The following is a 17,192-nucleotide window of genomic DNA, read 5'->3' on the forward strand; positions in this document are numbered from 1 at the left end:
GCGTGAACTCGTCGGTGTGGCAGATGCCGGTCGCCTTGATCTCGACCAGCACCTCGCCGTCGCGCGGGCCGTCGAGGTCGACCTCCATGATCTCCAGCGGCTTTCCGGCGGCGACAGCGACAGCGGCGCGGGTTTTCATCAGGCAGTTCCTCCCAAGGCAATCGACAGAATTTCAGGTTGTGGCCGGCTTGTTGAGCCTGCCCGGCGAGGCGAAATGCCCGCCAGCCCTCCGCAGTGAGCCCACACCACCTTATAGGCTTCGGCGATAGTGGCCAACTTCCCTTGCGACGTTTTTCGACGCACCGGCCTGAAGGCGCTGGGTGGACTGCCGGGGCACTTGAGACATGGCTGGAGAGTCCATAGAACTGGTTCCTCCGGAGGACATGAATTCAGTATGTTCAAGAAGATCCTGATCGCCAATCGCGGCGAGATCGCCTGCCGTGTCATCAAGACGGCGCGCAAGATGGGCATCGCCACCGTCGCGGTCTATTCGGATGCCGATCGCGACGCCGTGCATGTCGAGATGGCCGACGAAGCGGTGCATATCGGGCCTGCGCCGGCGGCGCAGAGCTATCTGGTGCCGGAAAAGATCATTGCCGCTTGCAAGCAAACCGGGGCGCAGGCCGTGCATCCCGGCTACGGCTTCCTGTCGGAGCGTGCGTCGTTCTGCGAGGCGCTGGAGGAGGAAGCAATCGTCTTCATCGGCCCGAAGCCCAAAGCGATCAAGGCGATGGGCGACAAGATCGAATCGAAGAAGTTCGCCAGCGCCGCCAAGGTGTCGACCGTGCCTGGCTGGCTCGGCGTCATCGAGAATGCCGACCATGCCGAAAAGATCGCCGGCGAGATCGGCTATCCCGTGATGATCAAGGCGTCGGCCGGCGGTGGCGGCAAGGGCATGCGTATCGCCTGGAGCCAAGCGGAGGTGCGCGACGGCTTCGACCGGGCGCGGTCTGAGGCCAAGAGCTCGTTCGGCGACGACCGCGTCTTCATCGAGAAGTTCGTGGTGGATCCGCGCCATATCGAGATCCAGGTGCTGGCCGATGCGCATGGCAACGCGCTCTACCTCGGCGAGCGCGAATGCTCGATCCAACGGCGCAACCAGAAGGTCGCCGAGGAAGCGCCGTCGCCGTTCCTCGACGCCAAGACCAGGAAGGCCATGGGCGAGCAGTCGGTGGCGCTGGCCAAAGCGGTCGACTACCAGAGCGCCGGCACGGTCGAGTTCATCGTCGACAAGGACAAGAACTTCTATTTCCTTGAAATGAATACGCGATTGCAGGTCGAGCACCCGGTGACGGAGCTCGTCACCGGCATCGACCTGGTCGAGCAGATGATCCGCGTGGCGGCCGGCGAAAAGCTCGCGATCAAGCAAAGCGAAGTGAAGCTGAACGGCTGGGCGGTGGAAAGCCGGCTCTATGCCGAAGATCCGTACCGCAATTTCCTGCCGTCGATCGGCCGGCTGACCAGATATCGGCCGCCGGAGGAGGGGACATTCGGCGATACCGTCATTCGCAACGACACCGGCGTTACTGAGGGGTCGGAGATTTCGATGTTCTATGACCCGATGGTGGCAAAGCTCTGCACCTGGGCGCCGACGCGGCTCAAGGCCATCGACGCCATGTCGGAAGCGCTGGACAGTTTTGTCGTCGACGGCATCGAGCACAACATTCCGTTCCTGGCCGCGCTCATGCAGCATCCGCGCTGGCGGGAGGGGCGGCTGTCGACCGGCTTCATCGCGGAAGAATATCCCGATGGCTTCGCGCCGATCGTGCCCGATAGCGAGGAAAAGGCGGTGCTGGCGTCGATCGCGACCGCCGTTGAATTGCTGCGTCGTGACCGGCTCGACCGGCTGGGCGGGCGGCTGGCGCCGCATTCCGGCATTCTGAAGCGGGACTGGGTGGTGAAGATCGGCGCCGACTATCTTTCGGCCGCCATCATCGAAGGCATGATCTCGATCCCGATGGAACTCGACCTGTCGATCGACGGCGGCAAGGCGCTGACCGTGGCCTCCGACTGGCGGCCGGGCGATCTCATCTGGCGGGGTACGGTCGACGACCGCAGGGTTGCCGCACAGGTCCGGCCGGTGCCGAATGGTCTGCGCATCGCCTGGAAGGGCATGTCGGTGACGGCTCGCGCCATGCTGCCGCGCATCGCGGAGCTTGAAAGGCTGATGCCGGAAAAAGTGCCGCCTGATACGTCGAAAATGTTGCTCTGCCCGATGCCTGGTCTTGTCGTGTCGATCGCCGTCGCCGAGGGGCAGGAGGTCAAGGCCGGCGAGACGCTGGCCGTGGTCGAGGCGATGAAGATGGAAAATGTGCTGCGCGCCGAGCGTGACCTCACCGTGTCGAAGCTCAACGCCAAGCCCGGCGACAGCCTCGCCGTTGACGCAGTGATCATGGAATTCGCCTGATTTCGCAACGGAATGAAGGAGGGCAGGCCCGGAAAGCCCGCCCCCCGTGAGGTCACATCAGGCGTGTGCCACCAGCGCGCTCTGATCGGTGACGACATAGATGCAGGCACGGCAGGTGTCCGCGCCGCGCTGGCTGTACCAGCGGCATGTGCCGCGGATGATGCAGCGCGGCAGGTTTTCGGCCGGCGCGATATTCTGGTCGGCCATCCCTGTCAGCACCTTTTCGATGACGCCGCAGGAATTGCCGGTCCATTGCTTGCACTTGCCCTCGACGCAACGTCCGCCAAATCGGAAACGCGCTTCGGGCACGCCCGATTTGCTCGCCTGCTCGACGAAATCCTCGTCGATCTCGAGCCGGGTCGGGATCGGCTGCACAAGGCCGTCGGCTCCGACCACGCCTATCAAAAGGGCTCCCGGCTCGGCGCGAGCGCTTGGACATGACTTTTCGCCGTGATCGGCGATCTTCGGGCTCGCCGTGCCCTTTTTGCCATTTGCCTGCGCGAATGACATTGCGTCAGCGGATCAACCCGCCGATCTCTTTCTCGACGGAGGGAAGCTTGAGCTGGTCGATATGCGCAACCAGGCCGAGCCATTCCTTCGGGAAGCGCAGGACGACGTCCGGTTGTGCGCGGGTGTCGGCAATCGACGCCAGCACCGCCTGCTGAATGGTCTTTGCCAGCTTCTCGTCCATGCTCTTGGAGAGCTTGAGACCGGATAGATCGACGACAAAACGACTAGCCATGGAAATTCTCCTCGTAAAAAAACTTCCTCTACATCCGGCAGTTTGTGGGAGCTGTTGCAGATCAACCATGAAGCTCTTCACACGGAACGCTGGCGGCTCGTTGCCGGGACGCCTAGATTAGGGCGACAGACCAAGATTCGCGGATCAGATTGAAGGCAGGCCGGGTGGCAGACGAGAAAATGACGCGCGATCCGTTGCTGCGTGAGGCCTATGAGAAGGCGTCGAGGCCGGAGGCGCCGGCGCGGCCCTTCATTCACCTGCGCGTGCATTCGGCCTATTCGCTGCTGGAAGGCGCCTTGCAGCTCGGCAAGATCGTCGGCCACGCGGTCGAGGACGAATGTCCGGCGATCGCCGTCACCGACACCAACAATCTGTTCGGGGCGCTGGAGTTCGCGCAGAAGGCGGTCAAGGACGGCATCCAGCCGATCATCGGCTGTCAGATCGATCTCGCATTTTCCGGTGAAAACAGCGACGGCCAGCGCGACCGCCGGCGGCAGGGACCGGAGATGCGCGCCGTGGTGCTGATTGCCGCGACCGAGGCCGGCTATGCCAATCTGGTCCGCCTCGTCAGCCGGGTTTATCTCCACACGCCGCCCGGCGAGCCTGTACACCTGACGACCGACATGCTGCAGGGACAATGCGATGGCCTGATCTGCCTGACCGGCGGGCCACGCGGTCCGATCGGCAGCGCCTTGAAGGAAGATCGCCGCGATCTTGCCGAGGCACGACTGCTGACGCTGAAGGCGCTGTTCGGCGACCGGCTCTATGTCGAGCTGGAGCGGGTTTCCGGCTACGACAGGACAATCGAAAAATCGACGGTCGATCTTGCCTACAGCCACGATCTCCCGCTGGTTGCCACCAACGAGGCGTTCTTCTCCGCCCGCGACGACTACGAGGCGCATGATGCGTTGATCGCCATCGCCGAGGGCTCGGTCGTTGCGGCCGACAACCGCCGCCGGCTGTCGCCGGACAATTGCCTGCGCAGCCAGGCCGACATGGCCAGGCTGTTTTCCGACTTGCCGGAAGCGATCGACAACACGGTCGAGATCGCGCTGCGCTGCTCCTACTATCCCAAGAACCGCAACCCGATCCTGCCACGTTTTACCGGTGGCGATGGCGCCGACAATGAAACGGCGCTGAAGGCGGAGGCCGACGAACTGCGCCGCCAGGCCCATGAAGGGCTCGATGCGCGGCTGGCGGCGCATGGACCCACCGCCGGCTACACGGCCGAGCAGTATCGCGAACGGCTGGATTTCGAACTCGGCATCATCGAGAAGATGAAATTCCCCGGCTATTTCCTGATCGTTGCCGACTTCATCAAATGGGCGAAGGCGCAAGGCATTCCGGTCGGCCCGGGCCGTGGTTCGGGCGCTGGCTCGCTGGTCGCCTATTCGACTACCATCACCGACATCGATCCGTTGCGTTTCTCGCTGCTGTTCGAGCGCTTCCTCAATCCGGACCGCGTCTCGATGCCCGACTTCGACATCGACTTCTGCCAGGACCGGCGCGAGGAGGTGATCCGCTACGTCCAGCAGAAATACGGCCGCGACCAGGTCGGCCAGATCATCACCTTCGGTACGCTGCAGGCGCGAGCCGTGCTGCGCGACGTTGGCCGCGTGCTGCAGATGCCCTATGGCCAGGTCGACAAGCTCTCCAAGATGGTGCCGCAGAACCCGGCCAATCCGGTCAAGCTCGCCGACGCCATCGCCAACGAGCCGCGCTTTGCCGAGGAGGCGGAAAAGGAGCCGATCGTCCAGACACTGCTCGACATGGCGCAGAAGCTGGAAGGGCTCTACCGCCACGCCTCGACGCACGCCGCCGGCATCGTCATCGGCGACCGGCCGCTGTCGGAACTGGTGCCGATGTACCGCGATCCGCGCTCGGATATGCCGGTCACCCAGTTCAACATGAAATATGTCGAGCAGGCCGGGCTGGTAAAGTTCGACTTCCTCGGCCTGAAGACTCTGACGGTGCTGGAGACGGCGGTCAAGTTGATCCGCCGCCGCGGCATCGAGATCGATCTCGCCCGCATCCCGCTCGACGACCCCGACACCTATGCCATGCTGTCGCGCGGCGAAGTGGTCGGCGTGTTCCAGGTGGAAAGCGCCGGCATGCGCAAGGCGCTGATCGGCATGCGGCCCGACTGCATCGAGGACATCATCGCGCTGGTCGCACTCTACCGTCCGGGCCCGATGGAGAACATCCCGACCTACAACGCCAGAAAGCATGGCGAGGAGGAGATGGCCTCGATCCATCCCAAGATCGACCATCTGGTGAAGGAGACGCAAGGCGTCATCGTCTACCAGGAACAGGTCATGCAGATCGCGCAGGAACTGTCCGGCTATTCGCTCGGCGAAGCCGACCTTTTGCGCCGCGCCATGGGCAAAAAGATCCGCGCCGAGATGGACAAGCAGCGCGAGCGTTTCGTCTCGGGCGCCGTCGAGCGCGGCGTCGGCAAGCCGCAAGCCGACTTCATTTTCGACTTGCTGGCAAAATTTGCCGACTATGGTTTCAACAAGTCGCACGCCGCGGCCTATGCCGTGGTGTCTTACCAGACGGCCTATCTGAAAGCGCATTATCCAGTGGAATTCCTGGCGGCGTCGATGACGCTCGACATGGGCAACACCGACAAGCTCGCGGATTTCCGCCAGGACGCGCTGCGCCTTGGCATCCAGGTGCTGGCGCCGTCGGTGATGACCAGTTTCCGCGACTTCGAGGTCGGCGAGAACAAGATCTTCTATTCGCTGGCGGCGCTGAAAGGCGTTGGCGATGCGGCGGTCGAGCACATCGTCGCGATGCGCGGCGAAAAGCCGTTCAAGAACCTTGCCGATTTCTGCGAGAGGGTCGATCCGAAGATCGTCGGCAAGCGCGTCTTCGAAAGCCTGGTCATGGCCGGCGCGCTCGACTGTTTCGGCCACGACCGCGCCGCCATGATGGCCGGTGTCGAGCGGATGATGGGACTGGCGTCGCTGGCGCTGCAGAATGCCGTTTCCGGTCAAGCCGACATTTTCGGTGTCTCGCTCGGCGCCCAGTCGCAGGCGCTCAACCTGCCGGCGACCGAACCGTGGCTGGCCGCCGACCGGCTGCACAGGGAATTCCAGGTGGTCGGTTTCTATCTCTCGGCGCATCCGCTCGACGAGTACAAGGCCGCACTCCAGAAGATGCGGGTGCAGAACTGGGGCGAGTTCTCGGCCGCCGTCAAACGCGGTGCCGCCGCCGGCCGGCTTGCCGGCACCGTCACCACCAAGCAGGAGCGCAAGACGCGCACCGGCAACAAGATGGGCGTCGTCCAGTTTTCCGACACGTCGGGCCAATATGAGGCGGTGCTGTTCTCCGAGGGGCTGGCACAATTTCGCGACCTTTTGGAACCCGGCCGCTCGGTGGTGATCACCGTTTCGGCCGAAGACAGGCCGGAAGGCGTCAATTTGCGGATCAACTCGGTGCAGTCGCTGGAAGACGAGGCCAGCCGCATCCAGAAGGCGCTGCGCGTCTTTGTCAGAGACGACGGGCCAGCATCGATCATTCAATCGCAGCTCAAACAGCGTGGCGACAGCCAGGTCAGCATTATTGTCCTCAAGGGAGAGGCGCAGGGCGAGGTCGAGATCGCCTTGCCAGGCGGCTATCGCGTCTCGCCGCAAATCGCATCCGCCATGCGCGCGGTGCAGGGCGTGGTCGAGGTCGAACTGGTCTAGCGGATCTTCGGGGCGACCCGTTTGCCGACGGTATGAACGGACTCTGGGCCTGACATCGTGGCTGATAGGCCCAGCGTGCAGGGCGTGGTTGAAGTGGGACCGGTTTGAACCACATGCGTTGAGCACGCCCGAAAGAACGACAAAGGAATGAACAATCATGCCCAGCCGCGAACGCGTTGAAGCCTTCCTCAAGGAGGTGGTCGAAGGCAGCCATGTCAAGGCGATCGCCGACTTCTACCATGAGGATGCGACCATGCAGGAGAATCTTGGCGTTCCGCGGCGCGGGATCGATATACTGATGGCGCATGAGCAAGCAGCGCTGGACCGGATCGAGAAGATGCACACGCATCCGGTTCAGACGTTCCTGGTCGATGGCGACCATGTCGCCATCCGATGGACTTTCGACAGGATTGACAAGACAGGGACTGTGCGGCGGCTGGAAGAGGTGGCGTTGCAGCGCTGGCGCGGCGACCGGATCGCCGAGGAGCGGTTCGTTTACGATACCGCCACGGCCTGGCGTCTTGTCGGGCCTGACGGCGCGGCGGTGGAAGGCTGAGGATCTCCGGCAGCCTTAACCACTGGACGGCCTTGGCTGCGGACGCTACGCAATCGTCATGAAAGCGGCGGACAAGGACGGCTTGCAGCAAAGCTCAGCGATGGCGCGCCTGCGTGACAAGCTGCGCAGGCTTTACCACGGGCGCACTCCGGCCGCCTTCCGTTTCCAGCTGGTGGCGGTGATCATCGACCTCGCCATCATCGCCTTCTTCATCGCCACGCCGGTCCTGCAGGACAAACCGTCGTTCCTCTGGCTCGACTATTCGGTGGCAGCACTCGTCGCCGCCGACATGATCGCCCGCCTGCTTGCCTCCAACGACATGCTGCGGCTGATCAGGCAGCCGACCTCCTGGGTCGATATCTTCATCCTTCTGACGCTGCTGATGCCCACGGCCTTCGCGAATCTCGCCTTCCTGCGCATCCTCAGGCTGTGGTCGCTATCGCGCAGCGGCTCGCTGTGGCGGCATTTCGAGATGCGCGGGCTGAAGCCGTGGCGCGAGGCAAGCCAGGCGGTGATCAATCTTTTGACCTTCCTCTTCGTCGTTACCGGCTTTGTCTACACCTTCTTCTTCCGCACCCAGGCAGGTCTCGAAGGTTACATCGACGCCCTCTATTTCACCGTCGCCACGGTGACGACCACCGGCTTTGGCGACATCGTGCTGCCGGGAATAGCAGGCAAGCTGACGGCGATCGCCACCATGATCATCGGCATATCGCTGTTCGTGAAGCTGGCTCAGGCGATCTTCCGTCCAACCAAGGTGTTCTTTCCCTGCCCGCAATGTGGGTTGCAGCGGCATGAGCCGGATGCCGTCCACTGCAAGGCCTGCGGCCATCTGCTGAACATACCGGACGAGGGGAACTGACAGGGCAGGGCTACGACGTGGCGACCTCGGCCGGTTGCGGCGCCTTGCGCTGCAGATTGAGCAGATTGCCCAACAGGATCAGCAGGGCGCCGCCGGCGGTGAAAGCGTCGATCTGTTCGTGGTAGAGCAGCCAGCCGATCAGCGCCGACAGCGGCACGCGCAAGAAATCCATCGGCGAGATGACGGTGGCATCGGCATGGGCAAGCGCGCGGGCCATGCAGAAATGCGACGACATGCCGGTGAAGGCGACGAGCAGGATCCATGGCCAGAGCTCGATCGGCGGGTTGCGCCACACGTAGAGCGCCGGGATGAGGCCGAGCACCGACTGGATGATCAGCATCCAGAAGATGATGCGCACGACGCTGTCGGTGCGCGTCAGCGACTTAACCATGACCACCGAGATGCCGAAGCAGACCGCCGCGCCCAGCACAACAAGATGTCCGGGGTCGATGGAACCGACGCCCGGGCGAACGATGATCACCACGCCGACCAGCCCCAACACGATTGCCGCGAGCCTTGGCCGCGACAGTTTTTCGCCCAGGAAGCTGACCGCCAGGACCGCGGTCCAGATCGGCGTGGTGAATTCGATCGAGATCAGCACAGCCAGTGGGATCAGCGTCAGCGCATAGAGCCACGCAGCCTGGCCCGCATAGTGGACCACGTTGCGGGCAAGATGAGCCAGCGGCCGCTCGGTACGCATCGCTGCAAAGCCGCCATTCGTCATCACCAGCGGCAGCAGGATGAAGAAGCCGATCACCGAGCGCAATTCCAGAACCTGGAAGACGTTGAGCTCGGCCGTCGTGGCGCGACCCGCGACCGACATCGCCAGGAACGAGGCGATCGACAGGGCCATCCAGAACGCGGCTTTGGGGATCGAGGGGACGGGTGCCATGCGCGCTATGTCGCAAGCCACGACTTTTGCCGCAACCGCTAGTCGACGCATTCGACTGGGCCAGCCGCAGGAATCCGCGCGTTAAAAAACAGTCATGTTGGAGGCGGAACCTGCAGTCTTGGCAGGCGTTCCTTGAGTCTGCGTATTACCAGCTTCGCTGGACGCACCGCATTTCCGATAAACTTCTCGGGGGAGAGTTCGATGAAATCACTTGCATGCCTCGTCTTTGCCGGCGGCCTGATGGCCGCGGCGGACGCCCGTGCCGACGATGCCGATTTCCTGCGCTCGTTCCAGGGCAGCTTCGCCGGCATAGGGACCGTCAAGGTGACCACAGAGGCGCCGACAGTGAATGTTTCCTGCACCTTCAGTTCCGGCGCGACCGCGACTTCGCTGTCGCTCGATGGCAAATGCCGCGGTCTCGTCGTGGTGACGCGTGCCATCAGCGCCGATTTGAAATCGAGCGGCGCGGGCTACACGGGCGTCTATGTCGGGTCCCGCACCGGACCGGCGCAGCTTGCCGGCAAACGGTCCGGCAATGCGATCAATCTCGGCATTCGCTGGGCGAAGGAGGTCAATGGCGACCGCAAGGCGCGGCTGACGGTCGAGAAAACCGGAGGCAACGGCATGCGGCTGACGGTCACCGACGTCGATCCCAAAACCGGCAAGACCGTGGTGACCAGCCGCATCGATCTGCAACGTAGCTGAGCGCGAGGCAGGCCGTCGCCGGGCGGTCCTAGCTAATCCTCGATCGGTTCGGGCGGGTTGGTGCTGCGACCCTTGCCGAAAGTGTAGCCGGTTTCCACGGCCTTCTTGCCGAACTTGCCGCGCAGCGTGTCGATGGCGCCTTCGGCAAGCGCGCGCTTGCGTGATTGGATGTCGACCAGATCGGGCGGATCGGCCTTGTCGTCGTCCGAGAGATCGTTGACGCCGATGCCGAGCAACCGGTACTTCGTCCCATCCGCTTCCCGGCGCAACAGGTCGAGCCCGGTCTGGAAGATTCGGTCGGCCAGCCGGGTCGGGTCGCCGAGGTGGCGGTTGCGGGTGCGGAGCTTGAAATCCTGCGTCTTCAGCTTCAGCACCACCGTGCGCCCGGCGATGCCCGACTTCTTCAGCCGCGCCGAGACTTTCTCCGAGAGCGCCCGCAGCACCGGGACAAGCTCGGCCATGGCTGAAATGTCGGTGTCGAACGTGGTCTCCGCCGACACGCTCTTGGCGTCGCTGTCGGGGTGGACGCGGCGGTCGTCCTCGCCACGCGATAGATGGTAGAGCCGGTCGCCCATCACGCCATAGCGGCGCATCAGGTCGCCGCGCTCCATGTGCTGCAGCTGGCCGACGGTACGGATGCCGTCGCGCTCCAGGCTTGCGGCGAAGGCTTTTCCGACGCCCCAGATCAGCGTCACCGGCTGTTCGGCCAGGAAGCCGAGCGCCTCGGCCTCGCCGATCACCGACAAGCCGCGCGGCTTGCGGAAATCGGACGCCACCTTGGCCAGGAACTTGCAATAGGAGAGGCCCGCCGAAACCGTGATGCCGAGTTCCTTTTCCACCGTCAGCGCGAAGCGCGCCAACACGACGGCAGGCGGCATGCCATGCAGGCGCTCGGTGCCGGAAAGATCGAGAAACGCCTCGTCGATGGAGAGCGGCTCGACCAGCGGCGTCAGCGCCTGCATGAGCGCCCGCACCTCGCGGCCGACACGGACATATTTTTCCATGTCCGGCGGGATGACGACCGCTTCCGGGCAGGCCTCGAGCGCCTTGAACATCGGCATCGCCGAGCGCACGCCATGGATGCGGGCGATGTAGCAGGCGGTGGAGACGACGCCGCGCTTGCCGCCGCCGACGATCACCGGCCGGTCCTTCAGCGCCGGGTTGTCGCGCTTCTCGATGGCCGCGTAGAACGCATCGCAGTCGATATGGGCAAGATGCAGCCGGTAGAGCTCGGGATGGCGGGCAAGCCGTGGACTGCCGCAACGCTCGCAGCGGCGCGTCTCGCTGCGCTGAAAGGTCAGGCAGTCGCGGCAAAAACCGTGATCGGGATTGTTGACAGGAGCCGCCATCGCTGCGAACATAAAGAGAACAGATGCAATGGTACGTCAGGACGGAAGCCGCCACAAGCGGTTAGCCGGGGAGAGAGTTCATGAGCACGACCATCGCGCCGCTGGCGCCCGAACTGTGGGCGGATTTCGAGGATCTTTTCGGCAAGCAGGGCGCCTGTTACGGCTGCTGGTGCACGCATTTCCGGCTGGCGCCGGCGGTGCGCCGCGCGAGCGACCGGGAGCGCAACAAGGACCATATCAAGGCGCGGATCGAAGCCGGGCCACCGCCCGGGCTGCTGGCGTTCGAGGATGGCAAGGCGGTCGGCTGGATGCAGATCGGCCCGCGCGCCGACGTGCCCGAATGGAACAATCAGGGCAGGGGGTCGGCTCCCGTCGATGCGGCCGACGCCGGCGACCCGGGCGTCTGGGCGATCTCGTGCTTCTTTATCCGCGTCAAGGCGCGCGGCAGGGGCATCAGCCATCGCCTTGTCGAGGGCGGCATCGCGTTTGCGCGGGAAAACGGCGCGCGGCTGGTCGAGGCCTGCCCGATCGACCTGTCGCGCGATTCGCGCTCGATCGGCCTGTTCGTCGGCTCGTCGCGGGTGTTCGAGAAGGCCGGATTCGAACGGCTTGTCGAACGCAAGCCGGGGCGGCCGCTGATGCGGCTGGTGCTTTAGGAAAGCGATCACCCAGCGTACTGGTCTTCGTCTTGCGGCTGTGATGGTATTTCCCTAACAGAAGCAAGATGTGATTTTTGCCTGCAAAGGCCAAAGGGAGAAGCGACGTGAAGCGTGTTTTGCCATTTGTTTTCGTTCTCGCGCTCGGCGCGCCTGCCTTCGCCCAGACCGTCGACAGCCAGGGCGCGAAGCAACTTTCCGAAGATCTGTCCCGCTATGTCGGCAAACAGGCGATCGAGAAAGGCGTGCTCAAGGTCTCGGTTGAAGGCGACGCTTACAGGATAACGTTTGATCTCAAGGCGCTGATCAAAGCCTTGCCGGAACAGAAGCTCGTGAAGCTGGACTTTGCCCCCTACGCCATGATGGTGAAGCCGCGCAGTGACGGATCCTGGGACGTCTCGATGGATTTCTCGCAGACCGGGTCCCTCGAGGTCAACGGGCCGGAAGGTTTGCAAAGCACCCAGTTCACGATCAAGGACGGCAAAGGCAACGGCGTCTACAATCCCGATCTGGCCGCGTTCACCAGCGGCTCCAGCACGATGGCCGGCATGACGATGACGTCCAAGGATGCCAAGCAGCACATGGATGTCAGCGCCGGCGCCAGCACGGCAAACTTTGCCGCGACCAAGTCCGCGAATGGCGGCGTCGACGTGACAATGACGCAGAAGATGTCGAGCTTCGTGGAAGCGATCAAGTTCGACGATCCTGAGAGTGGGATGAAATTTCCGGTCACCGTGAAGTCGCCGGAACTGTCGGTGGATGCAAACGGCAAGGGAATGCGGACAAAGCCGCTGCTCGACCTTCTGGCATTCGCCGTGGCCAATGAAGACGAGGCCGCGCTGAAAGCAAACCAGGCGCAGCTCAAGTCGCTTCTTCTGGCGGCGCTGCCCTTGTGGGAAAGGCTCGACGGAGCCTACGGGTTCAAGGATTTCGCGGTCGAAAGTCCGGTCGGCAATTTCGGCGCAGCGCAGCTGAGCACGGCGTTCGGAATGGACGGCATCGCCCAGGACGGAAAGATCAATTATGCGATCAAGGCTTCGGGGCTGACGATCCCGGCGCACCTCCTGCCCAGCTGGAGCGTGGCTTTGCTGCCCACTGATATCGATCTCAACTTCGGCGGTGCGAATATCGACCTCGACAGCATGGCGAAGAAGACTATCGAGACCCTTGATCTCAATAAGAATCCACCGCTGCCGGCTGATTTCGGCGATCAGATTTCGGCCGATTTCCTGGCCAAGGCGCCGAAGCTCGTCATCGGGCACAGCACGGTGAAAAACGGCAATATCGAGGTAGCGCTCGAGGGCGAGATGACCTTCCCCGGTGAGAAGCCCGATGCAAATGTGACGATCGATGTCGCCGGCTATGACAAGATCGTGGCGAGCCTGCAGGAGGCGGCCAAGACCGAGCCCGAGGCGGCGCAGTATTTTCCGATCGCGTTGGCCATCAAGGGATTTGGCAAGACGCTGCCGGACGGCCGTATCGAATGGGCAATCAACGCCAAGCCGGACGGTTCGGTCACCGTCAACGGCGCCATGCTGAAGCAGGCCGATCCTGTCACAGATGACAGTACCGACCAGGATGACGGCACCGATCAGGATGACTCGGGCGAGGACGGCGGAGCAGGAGCGAAGCTGAAACCCTGAGTGCTCAGGAGCTAAAGTCCGAGCGCCGCCGCGATCTTCGGCGCGGCGTCGCGCCAGTCCTCGACGACGATGACGCCGTCCGCCGCCGGCGGCAGGAAGGCGCGCAGCGAGTTGTCGGCCATCAGATGGACGAGATGGGCGTCGGCGACCGAACTTTGCACCGACGCAAGATTGGACGGCTGGTCGTCGACGAAAACCACCGGCCGGCCCTTCTTGCCGCACAATTTGGCCACAGCCGGCCCCTTGGCCATTTCGGTGGTCAGAAGCGGGTAGGGCAGCCCGAGCGCGTCGAGATGGGCGCGGCGCACGGCACGGTGCTTGTGCGGCATGGCGGTCAGCAGGACGATCTCGGCGCGGCCGCCGAGTGTTGAAAGCGCCTCAGCGGCGCCGTCGGTGATGCTTTGCCAGTCGGCCTGGGCGTCGAAGAATTCACCCAGAAGTTCGCTCACCTCTTGCTGTTCGATCAGGCGGCCACTGGCGGTCTCGGCGATGTTGCCGGTGAGGCGAAAGGACGCGAGCGTCAGGCCGAAGCCGCGCGATTTGAGAAAATGCGGGAAGGGCCGGATGAATTCCAGCACGACATCGTCGACGTCGAGCACCAGCAGCGGCCGGTCATCCGCGGCAAGCTCTTCGATCTGCCGCGCTGTTTCGGGATCGTCGCTCATATCGAACGCTCATGATCGTCGTCGCCGAGCGGCAGCGCGCGCAAGGCCTTGCCGACGGCAGCTGGCGGGGTTCCGGTCTCTTCGGCGAAGCGCAGCAAGGTCGGCTCGTGAGCAAGGATGAACTGCAGCACGCCGGCCAGGAAACCCGGCTCGCCTGCCGCCCGCCGGATCGACTGCGCCTCGATGCCGGTGATCGCCAGGAAGCGCGGCAGGAGCTCCGGATCGGCCGCGACGAAGCCCAATGCCTTGACGGCAATGGATTCCGCTTCCTCGCGCATTGACGCTGGGCTTGCCATCATTACCTTCTTGGTGCGGAATGAGTCTCTTTCCGCAGTAATGGCAAGCGTCGCTTGCGGCAAGCCATCACCGTCTCCGCGTTTGGAATCCGGACAGCTTTTGCGGTGGCCGGTTTCCGTTTCGTCAATCAAATTGGCGTAGAGTGGCGAAGGGTTGGGTGCGATCCGGCAAGGACGCATGACGATGGTCTTCACGCAGAAGGCCGTCGGGACGGGAAATCGATGCCTAAGAAGGTCATGATCGTCGAGGACAACGAGCTCAACATGAAGCTCTTTCGGGACCTCATCGAAGCCAGCGGTTACGAGACGGTTCGCACACGCAATGGCCTGGAAGCACTGGACCTGGCGCGCCGGCACCGGCCGGACCTGATCCTGATGGACATCCAGCTGCCGGAGGTTTCGGGGCTGGAAGTGACCAAATGGCTGAAGGAGGATGACGACCTCCACTCCATTCCGGTCATTGCCGTCACCGCCTTTGCCATGAAAGGCGATGAGGAACGCATCCGCCAGGGCGGCTGCGAGGCCTATATTTCCAAGCCGATCTCGGTGCCGCGCTTCATCGAGACCATCAAATCCTATCTGGGCGATGCCTGATGTCCAGCCAAGCCGGAGCCTTGTGACATGACCGCGCGGATCCTCGTCGTCGACGACATCCCTGCCAATGTGAGGCTGCTTGAGGTTCGGTTGCTCGCCGAATATTTCGAGGTGCTGACCGCCTCCAACGGGCCGGACGCGATCGAGACCTGCGAAAACGGCAAGGTCGATGTCGTGCTGCTCGACGTGATGATGCCCGACATGGACGGCTTCGAGGTCTGCAAGCGGCTGAAGAGCGATCCGGCGACCGCGCATATCCCGGTCGTCATGATCACCGCGCTCGACCAGGTTTCGGATCGGGTGCGCGGGCTCGAGGCCGGCGCCGACGATTTCCTGACCAAGCCGGTCAACGACCTGCAGCTGATGACGCGGGTCAAGAGCCTGGTCAGGCTAAAGTCGCTGACCGACGAGCTGCGGCTGCGCGCCTCGACCACCCGCAACATCGGCATTGAGGAGCTTTTGAGCCGCAATTTCACCGCGGCCGACACCACGCCGAAGGTTCTTTTGATCGACGAGCGCAAATCGTCCTTCGAGCGGATCCGGAAGATGCTGCGCGGCAGGGCCGATCTCGATATCGCCACCGATCCGCATGCCGGTTTCTTCCAGGCCGCGGAGACGCCCTACGAGTGTGTGCTGATCTCGACGGCGTTCGCCGATTTCGATCCGCTGCGGCTCTGCTCGCAGCTGCGCTCGCTCGATCGCACGCGCTTCTTGCCAATTATCCTTCTGGCCGACGGGGGCGAGGAGGGGCGCATCATTCGCGGCCTCGAACTCGGCATCAACGATTTCCTGATGCGGCCGATCGACCAGCAGGAACTGACCGCGCGGCTGCGCACGCAGGTGCGCCGCAAGCGCTACAACGACCAGCTCCGCGCCAGCGTCACCCAGACCATCGAGATGGCGGTGACTGACGGGCTGACCGGGCTGCACAACCGCCGTTACCTCGACAGCCATCTGCAGACGCTGTTCGACCGTGCGGTGGCGCGGCGTCGGCCGCTATCGGTGATGATCAGCGACCTCGATCGCTTCAAGGCCATCAACGATCTCCACGGCCATGATGGCGGCGATGACGTGCTGCGCGAATTCGCGCGGCGGTTGCGCAAGAACGTGCGCGGCATCGACCTTGCCTGCCGGTTCGGCGGCGAGGAGTTCGTCGTGGTCATGCCGGATACGGACGGCGCGGTGGCCGAAAAGGTTGCCGAACGCATCCGCGCCGAGATCGCCCAGTTGCCCTTTGCGATCGGCCATGAGGGCAAGGCGATCGAGGTCACCGTCAGCGTCGGCGTGTCGTCGGTGCTGAAGGGGAACGATACGGTCGCAGCGCTGATGAAGCGCGCCGACCTTGCGCTTTACGAGGCCAAGAGTGGCGGCCGCAACCGCGTCGTCGCCAAGGCGGCATAGCGCCTATTCCATCCCTATGGGATCGGGATAGGGCTCTATCTTTTTTGTTCGAGCATGATCTTTTCCGAAACCGGATACCACTTTTGGGGGGGCATGCTCGGGCGCCGGCGCCCGATTTTCCAGTCAACTCAACAAGGTTAGGAATTTACCTTAATCCAAGCGATTCGCGAGGCTTGGTTAAGAAACTGTTGATTTTTATAAGGTCTTGCGCAAATGTGAAGCCATAGACCAAGACGACCGGCACGAGGGTAGATTTGCCGGTTCGATCCGAAAAATACCCCATGATGCTCAGGTCCGCCGCATCTCCTGGGTCCGTGGGGTCGGCCGGCCGGCGCTGGCACATAGTGGCCTCCTCGTACCGCTGCCAAACGCCGACCGGCCCCCTTTTTCCAAAAGACGACAGCAGGATTCCGCGCCGAGCGGTGGAAGACCTGTGTTTTTGGCGCAGGCTGGCGATCAGTCCGCCAAACGAAAAACGCCGCCCGGTGGGCGGCGTTTCGGCATACTCGGAGGAAACCGATTACTTGATCTTGGTTTCCTTGAATTCGACGTGCTTCTTGGCGACCGGATCGTACTTGCGGAACGACAGCTTGTCGGTCTTGGTACGGCTGTTCTTGCTGGTCACGTAGAAGAAACCGGTGTCGGCGGTCGACAGAAGCTTGATCTTGATGTTTGCGGCTTTGGCCATGATGTTCGTCCGTTAATGTTCGTGGAGTTTTGGCCGCTGGAGCA

At 63.1% G+C, this 17,192-nt stretch carries 16 protein-coding genes and 1 pseudogene; 9 read left to right on the forward strand and 8 right to left on the reverse strand.

What is annotated here, in order from left to right; genetic code table 11:
- Positions 1 to 139 (reverse strand): annotated as a pseudogene (locus D3227_RS26950) (S-(hydroxymethyl)glutathione dehydrogenase); the annotation flags it as partial.
- Between the two features lie 255 nt (positions 140 to 394).
- Between D3227_RS26950 and D3227_RS26955 the strand changes: the two are divergent.
- The gene (locus D3227_RS26955) at positions 395 to 2,407 is read left to right on the forward strand and encodes an acetyl-CoA carboxylase biotin carboxylase subunit (protein WP_120017307.1); all 2,013 of its coding nucleotides are present in this window, start codon (positions 395 to 397) and stop codon (positions 2,405 to 2,407) included.
- Between the two features lie 57 nt (positions 2,408 to 2,464).
- Here D3227_RS26955 and D3227_RS26960 read toward each other — a convergent pair whose 3' ends face one another.
- Both D3227_RS26960 and D3227_RS26965 read right to left on the reverse strand, forming a co-directional pair.
- Positions 2,465 to 2,803, reverse strand: a complete 339-nt coding sequence (locus tag D3227_RS26960; protein ID WP_245451896.1) for a hypothetical protein — start codon at positions 2,801 to 2,803, stop codon at positions 2,465 to 2,467.
- Positions 2,804 to 2,921: 118 nt separating this feature from the next.
- Positions 2,922 to 3,149, reverse strand: a complete 228-nt coding sequence (locus D3227_RS26965) for a hypothetical protein (protein WP_120017309.1) — start codon at positions 3,147 to 3,149, stop codon at positions 2,922 to 2,924.
- A gap of 164 nt (positions 3,150 to 3,313) precedes the next feature.
- Between D3227_RS26965 and dnaE the strand changes: the two genes are divergently transcribed.
- The 3 genes from dnaE (at position 3,314) to D3227_RS26980 (ending at position 8,259) form a co-directional block, all read left to right on the forward strand.
- Positions 3,314 to 6,841: a DNA polymerase III subunit alpha gene (dnaE, locus tag D3227_RS26970; protein ID WP_120017383.1), complete on the forward strand. Its 3,528-nt coding sequence runs from the start codon at positions 3,314 to 3,316 to the stop codon at positions 6,839 to 6,841.
- A 157-nt stretch (positions 6,842 to 6,998) separates the two neighbouring features.
- Positions 6,999 to 7,397: a nuclear transport factor 2 family protein gene (locus D3227_RS26975; RefSeq protein WP_120017310.1), complete on the forward strand. Its 399-nt coding sequence runs from the start codon at positions 6,999 to 7,001 to the stop codon at positions 7,395 to 7,397.
- A 58-nt stretch (positions 7,398 to 7,455) separates the two neighbouring features.
- Entirely contained in the window at positions 7,456 to 8,259 is an 804-nt protein-coding gene (locus tag D3227_RS26980; RefSeq protein ID WP_120017311.1) for a potassium channel family protein, read from the forward strand.
- A 10-nt stretch (positions 8,260 to 8,269) separates the two neighbouring features.
- Here D3227_RS26980 and D3227_RS26985 read toward each other — a convergent pair whose 3' ends face one another.
- Positions 8,270 to 9,151, reverse strand: a complete 882-nt coding sequence (locus D3227_RS26985; protein WP_120017312.1) for a DMT family transporter — start codon at positions 9,149 to 9,151, stop codon at positions 8,270 to 8,272.
- A 201-nt stretch (positions 9,152 to 9,352) separates the two neighbouring features.
- Here D3227_RS26985 and D3227_RS26990 point away from each other — a divergent pair, with 201 nt between their 5' ends.
- Positions 9,353 to 9,856 carry a hypothetical protein gene (locus D3227_RS26990; RefSeq protein ID WP_120017313.1) on the forward strand — a complete coding sequence of 168 codons (504 nt, stop codon included), beginning with the start codon at positions 9,353 to 9,355 and terminating at the stop codon, positions 9,854 to 9,856.
- Between the two features lie 32 nt (positions 9,857 to 9,888).
- On the opposite strand, the gene D3227_RS26995 is transcribed toward D3227_RS26990, so the two are convergent.
- Positions 9,889 to 11,217 carry a DNA polymerase IV gene (locus D3227_RS26995; RefSeq protein WP_120017314.1) on the reverse strand — a complete coding sequence of 443 codons (1,329 nt, stop codon included), beginning with the start codon at positions 11,215 to 11,217 and terminating at the stop codon, positions 9,889 to 9,891.
- A 68-nt stretch (positions 11,218 to 11,285) separates the two neighbouring features.
- Here D3227_RS26995 and D3227_RS27000 point away from each other — a divergent pair, with 68 nt between their 5' ends.
- Both D3227_RS27000 and D3227_RS27005 read left to right on the forward strand, forming a co-directional pair.
- Positions 11,286 to 11,861: a GNAT family N-acetyltransferase gene (locus tag D3227_RS27000; RefSeq protein WP_120017315.1), complete on the forward strand. Its 576-nt coding sequence runs from the start codon at positions 11,286 to 11,288 to the stop codon at positions 11,859 to 11,861.
- A 107-nt stretch (positions 11,862 to 11,968) separates the two neighbouring features.
- Positions 11,969 to 13,504 carry a hypothetical protein gene (locus D3227_RS27005; RefSeq protein WP_120017316.1) on the forward strand — a complete coding sequence of 512 codons (1,536 nt, stop codon included), beginning with the start codon at positions 11,969 to 11,971 and terminating at the stop codon, positions 13,502 to 13,504.
- Between the two features lie 11 nt (positions 13,505 to 13,515).
- Here the strand turns inward: D3227_RS27005 and D3227_RS27010 are convergent, their stop codons facing one another.
- Positions 13,516 to 14,169, reverse strand: a complete 654-nt coding sequence (locus D3227_RS27010) for a hypothetical protein (RefSeq protein ID WP_120017317.1) — start codon at positions 14,167 to 14,169, stop codon at positions 13,516 to 13,518.
- Positions 14,166 to 14,465 (reverse strand): DUF3572 domain-containing protein, encoded by a 300-nt coding sequence (locus D3227_RS27015; RefSeq protein ID WP_120017384.1) that lies wholly within the window; start codon positions 14,463 to 14,465, stop codon positions 14,166 to 14,168. Before D3227_RS27015 ends, D3227_RS27010 begins: the two co-directional genes overlap by 4 nt.
- Positions 14,466 to 14,687: 222 nt before the next feature.
- Here D3227_RS27015 and D3227_RS27020 point away from each other — a divergent pair, with 222 nt between their 5' ends.
- Both D3227_RS27020 and D3227_RS27025 read left to right on the forward strand, forming a co-directional pair.
- Positions 14,688 to 15,059, forward strand: coding sequence for a response regulator (locus tag D3227_RS27020; protein WP_006201772.1), 372 nt, complete (start codon positions 14,688 to 14,690; stop codon positions 15,057 to 15,059).
- Between the two features lie 27 nt (positions 15,060 to 15,086).
- Positions 15,087 to 16,460, forward strand: a complete 1,374-nt coding sequence (locus D3227_RS27025; protein ID WP_120017318.1) for a PleD family two-component system response regulator — start codon at positions 15,087 to 15,089, stop codon at positions 16,458 to 16,460.
- A 520-nt stretch (positions 16,461 to 16,980) separates the two neighbouring features.
- Here the strand turns inward: D3227_RS27025 and rpmG are convergent.
- Positions 16,981 to 17,148 carry a 50S ribosomal protein L33 gene (rpmG, locus tag D3227_RS27035; protein ID WP_006201775.1) on the reverse strand — a complete coding sequence of 56 codons (168 nt, stop codon included), beginning with the start codon at positions 17,146 to 17,148 and terminating at the stop codon, positions 16,981 to 16,983.
- Positions 17,149 to 17,192 lie beyond the last annotated feature (44 nt).

It is taken from the genome of Mesorhizobium waimense, assembly GCF_003601975.1.
Classification (GTDB): Bacteria; Pseudomonadota; Alphaproteobacteria; order Rhizobiales; family Rhizobiaceae; genus Mesorhizobium; species Mesorhizobium waimense.

Excerpts from the sequence above, each read along its gene's own strand:
- D3227_RS26955 (WP_120017307.1), top strand. The coding sequence starts at position 395 with ATGTTCAAGAAGATCCTGATCGCCAATCGCGGCGAGATCGCCTGCCGT.
- D3227_RS26965 (WP_120017309.1), bottom strand. The coding sequence starts at position 3,149 with ATGGCTAGTCGTTTTGTCGTCGATCTATCCGGTCTCAAGCTCTCCAAG.
- D3227_RS26975 (WP_120017310.1), top strand. The coding sequence starts at position 6,999 with ATGCCCAGCCGCGAACGCGTTGAAGCCTTCCTCAAGGAGGTGGTCGAA.
- D3227_RS26980 (WP_120017311.1), top strand. The coding sequence starts at position 7,456 with ATGAAAGCGGCGGACAAGGACGGCTTGCAGCAAAGCTCAGCGATGGCG.
- D3227_RS26985 (WP_120017312.1), bottom strand. The coding sequence starts at position 9,151 with ATGGCACCCGTCCCCTCGATCCCCAAAGCCGCGTTCTGGATGGCCCTG.
- D3227_RS26990 (WP_120017313.1), top strand. The coding sequence starts at position 9,353 with ATGAAATCACTTGCATGCCTCGTCTTTGCCGGCGGCCTGATGGCCGCG.
- D3227_RS26995 (WP_120017314.1), bottom strand. The coding sequence starts at position 11,217 with ATGTTCGCAGCGATGGCGGCTCCTGTCAACAATCCCGATCACGGTTTT.
- D3227_RS27000 (WP_120017315.1), top strand. The coding sequence starts at position 11,286 with ATGAGCACGACCATCGCGCCGCTGGCGCCCGAACTGTGGGCGGATTTC.
- D3227_RS27010 (WP_120017317.1), bottom strand. The coding sequence starts at position 14,169 with ATGAGCGACGATCCCGAAACAGCGCGGCAGATCGAAGAGCTTGCCGCG.
- D3227_RS27015 (WP_120017384.1), bottom strand. The coding sequence starts at position 14,465 with ATGGCAAGCCCAGCGTCAATGCGCGAGGAAGCGGAATCCATTGCCGTC.
- D3227_RS27020 (WP_006201772.1), top strand. The coding sequence starts at position 14,688 with ATGCCTAAGAAGGTCATGATCGTCGAGGACAACGAGCTCAACATGAAG.
- D3227_RS27025 (WP_120017318.1), top strand. The coding sequence starts at position 15,087 with ATGACCGCGCGGATCCTCGTCGTCGACGACATCCCTGCCAATGTGAGG.
- rpmG (WP_006201775.1), bottom strand. The coding sequence starts at position 17,148 with ATGGCCAAAGCCGCAAACATCAAGATCAAGCTTCTGTCGACCGCCGAC.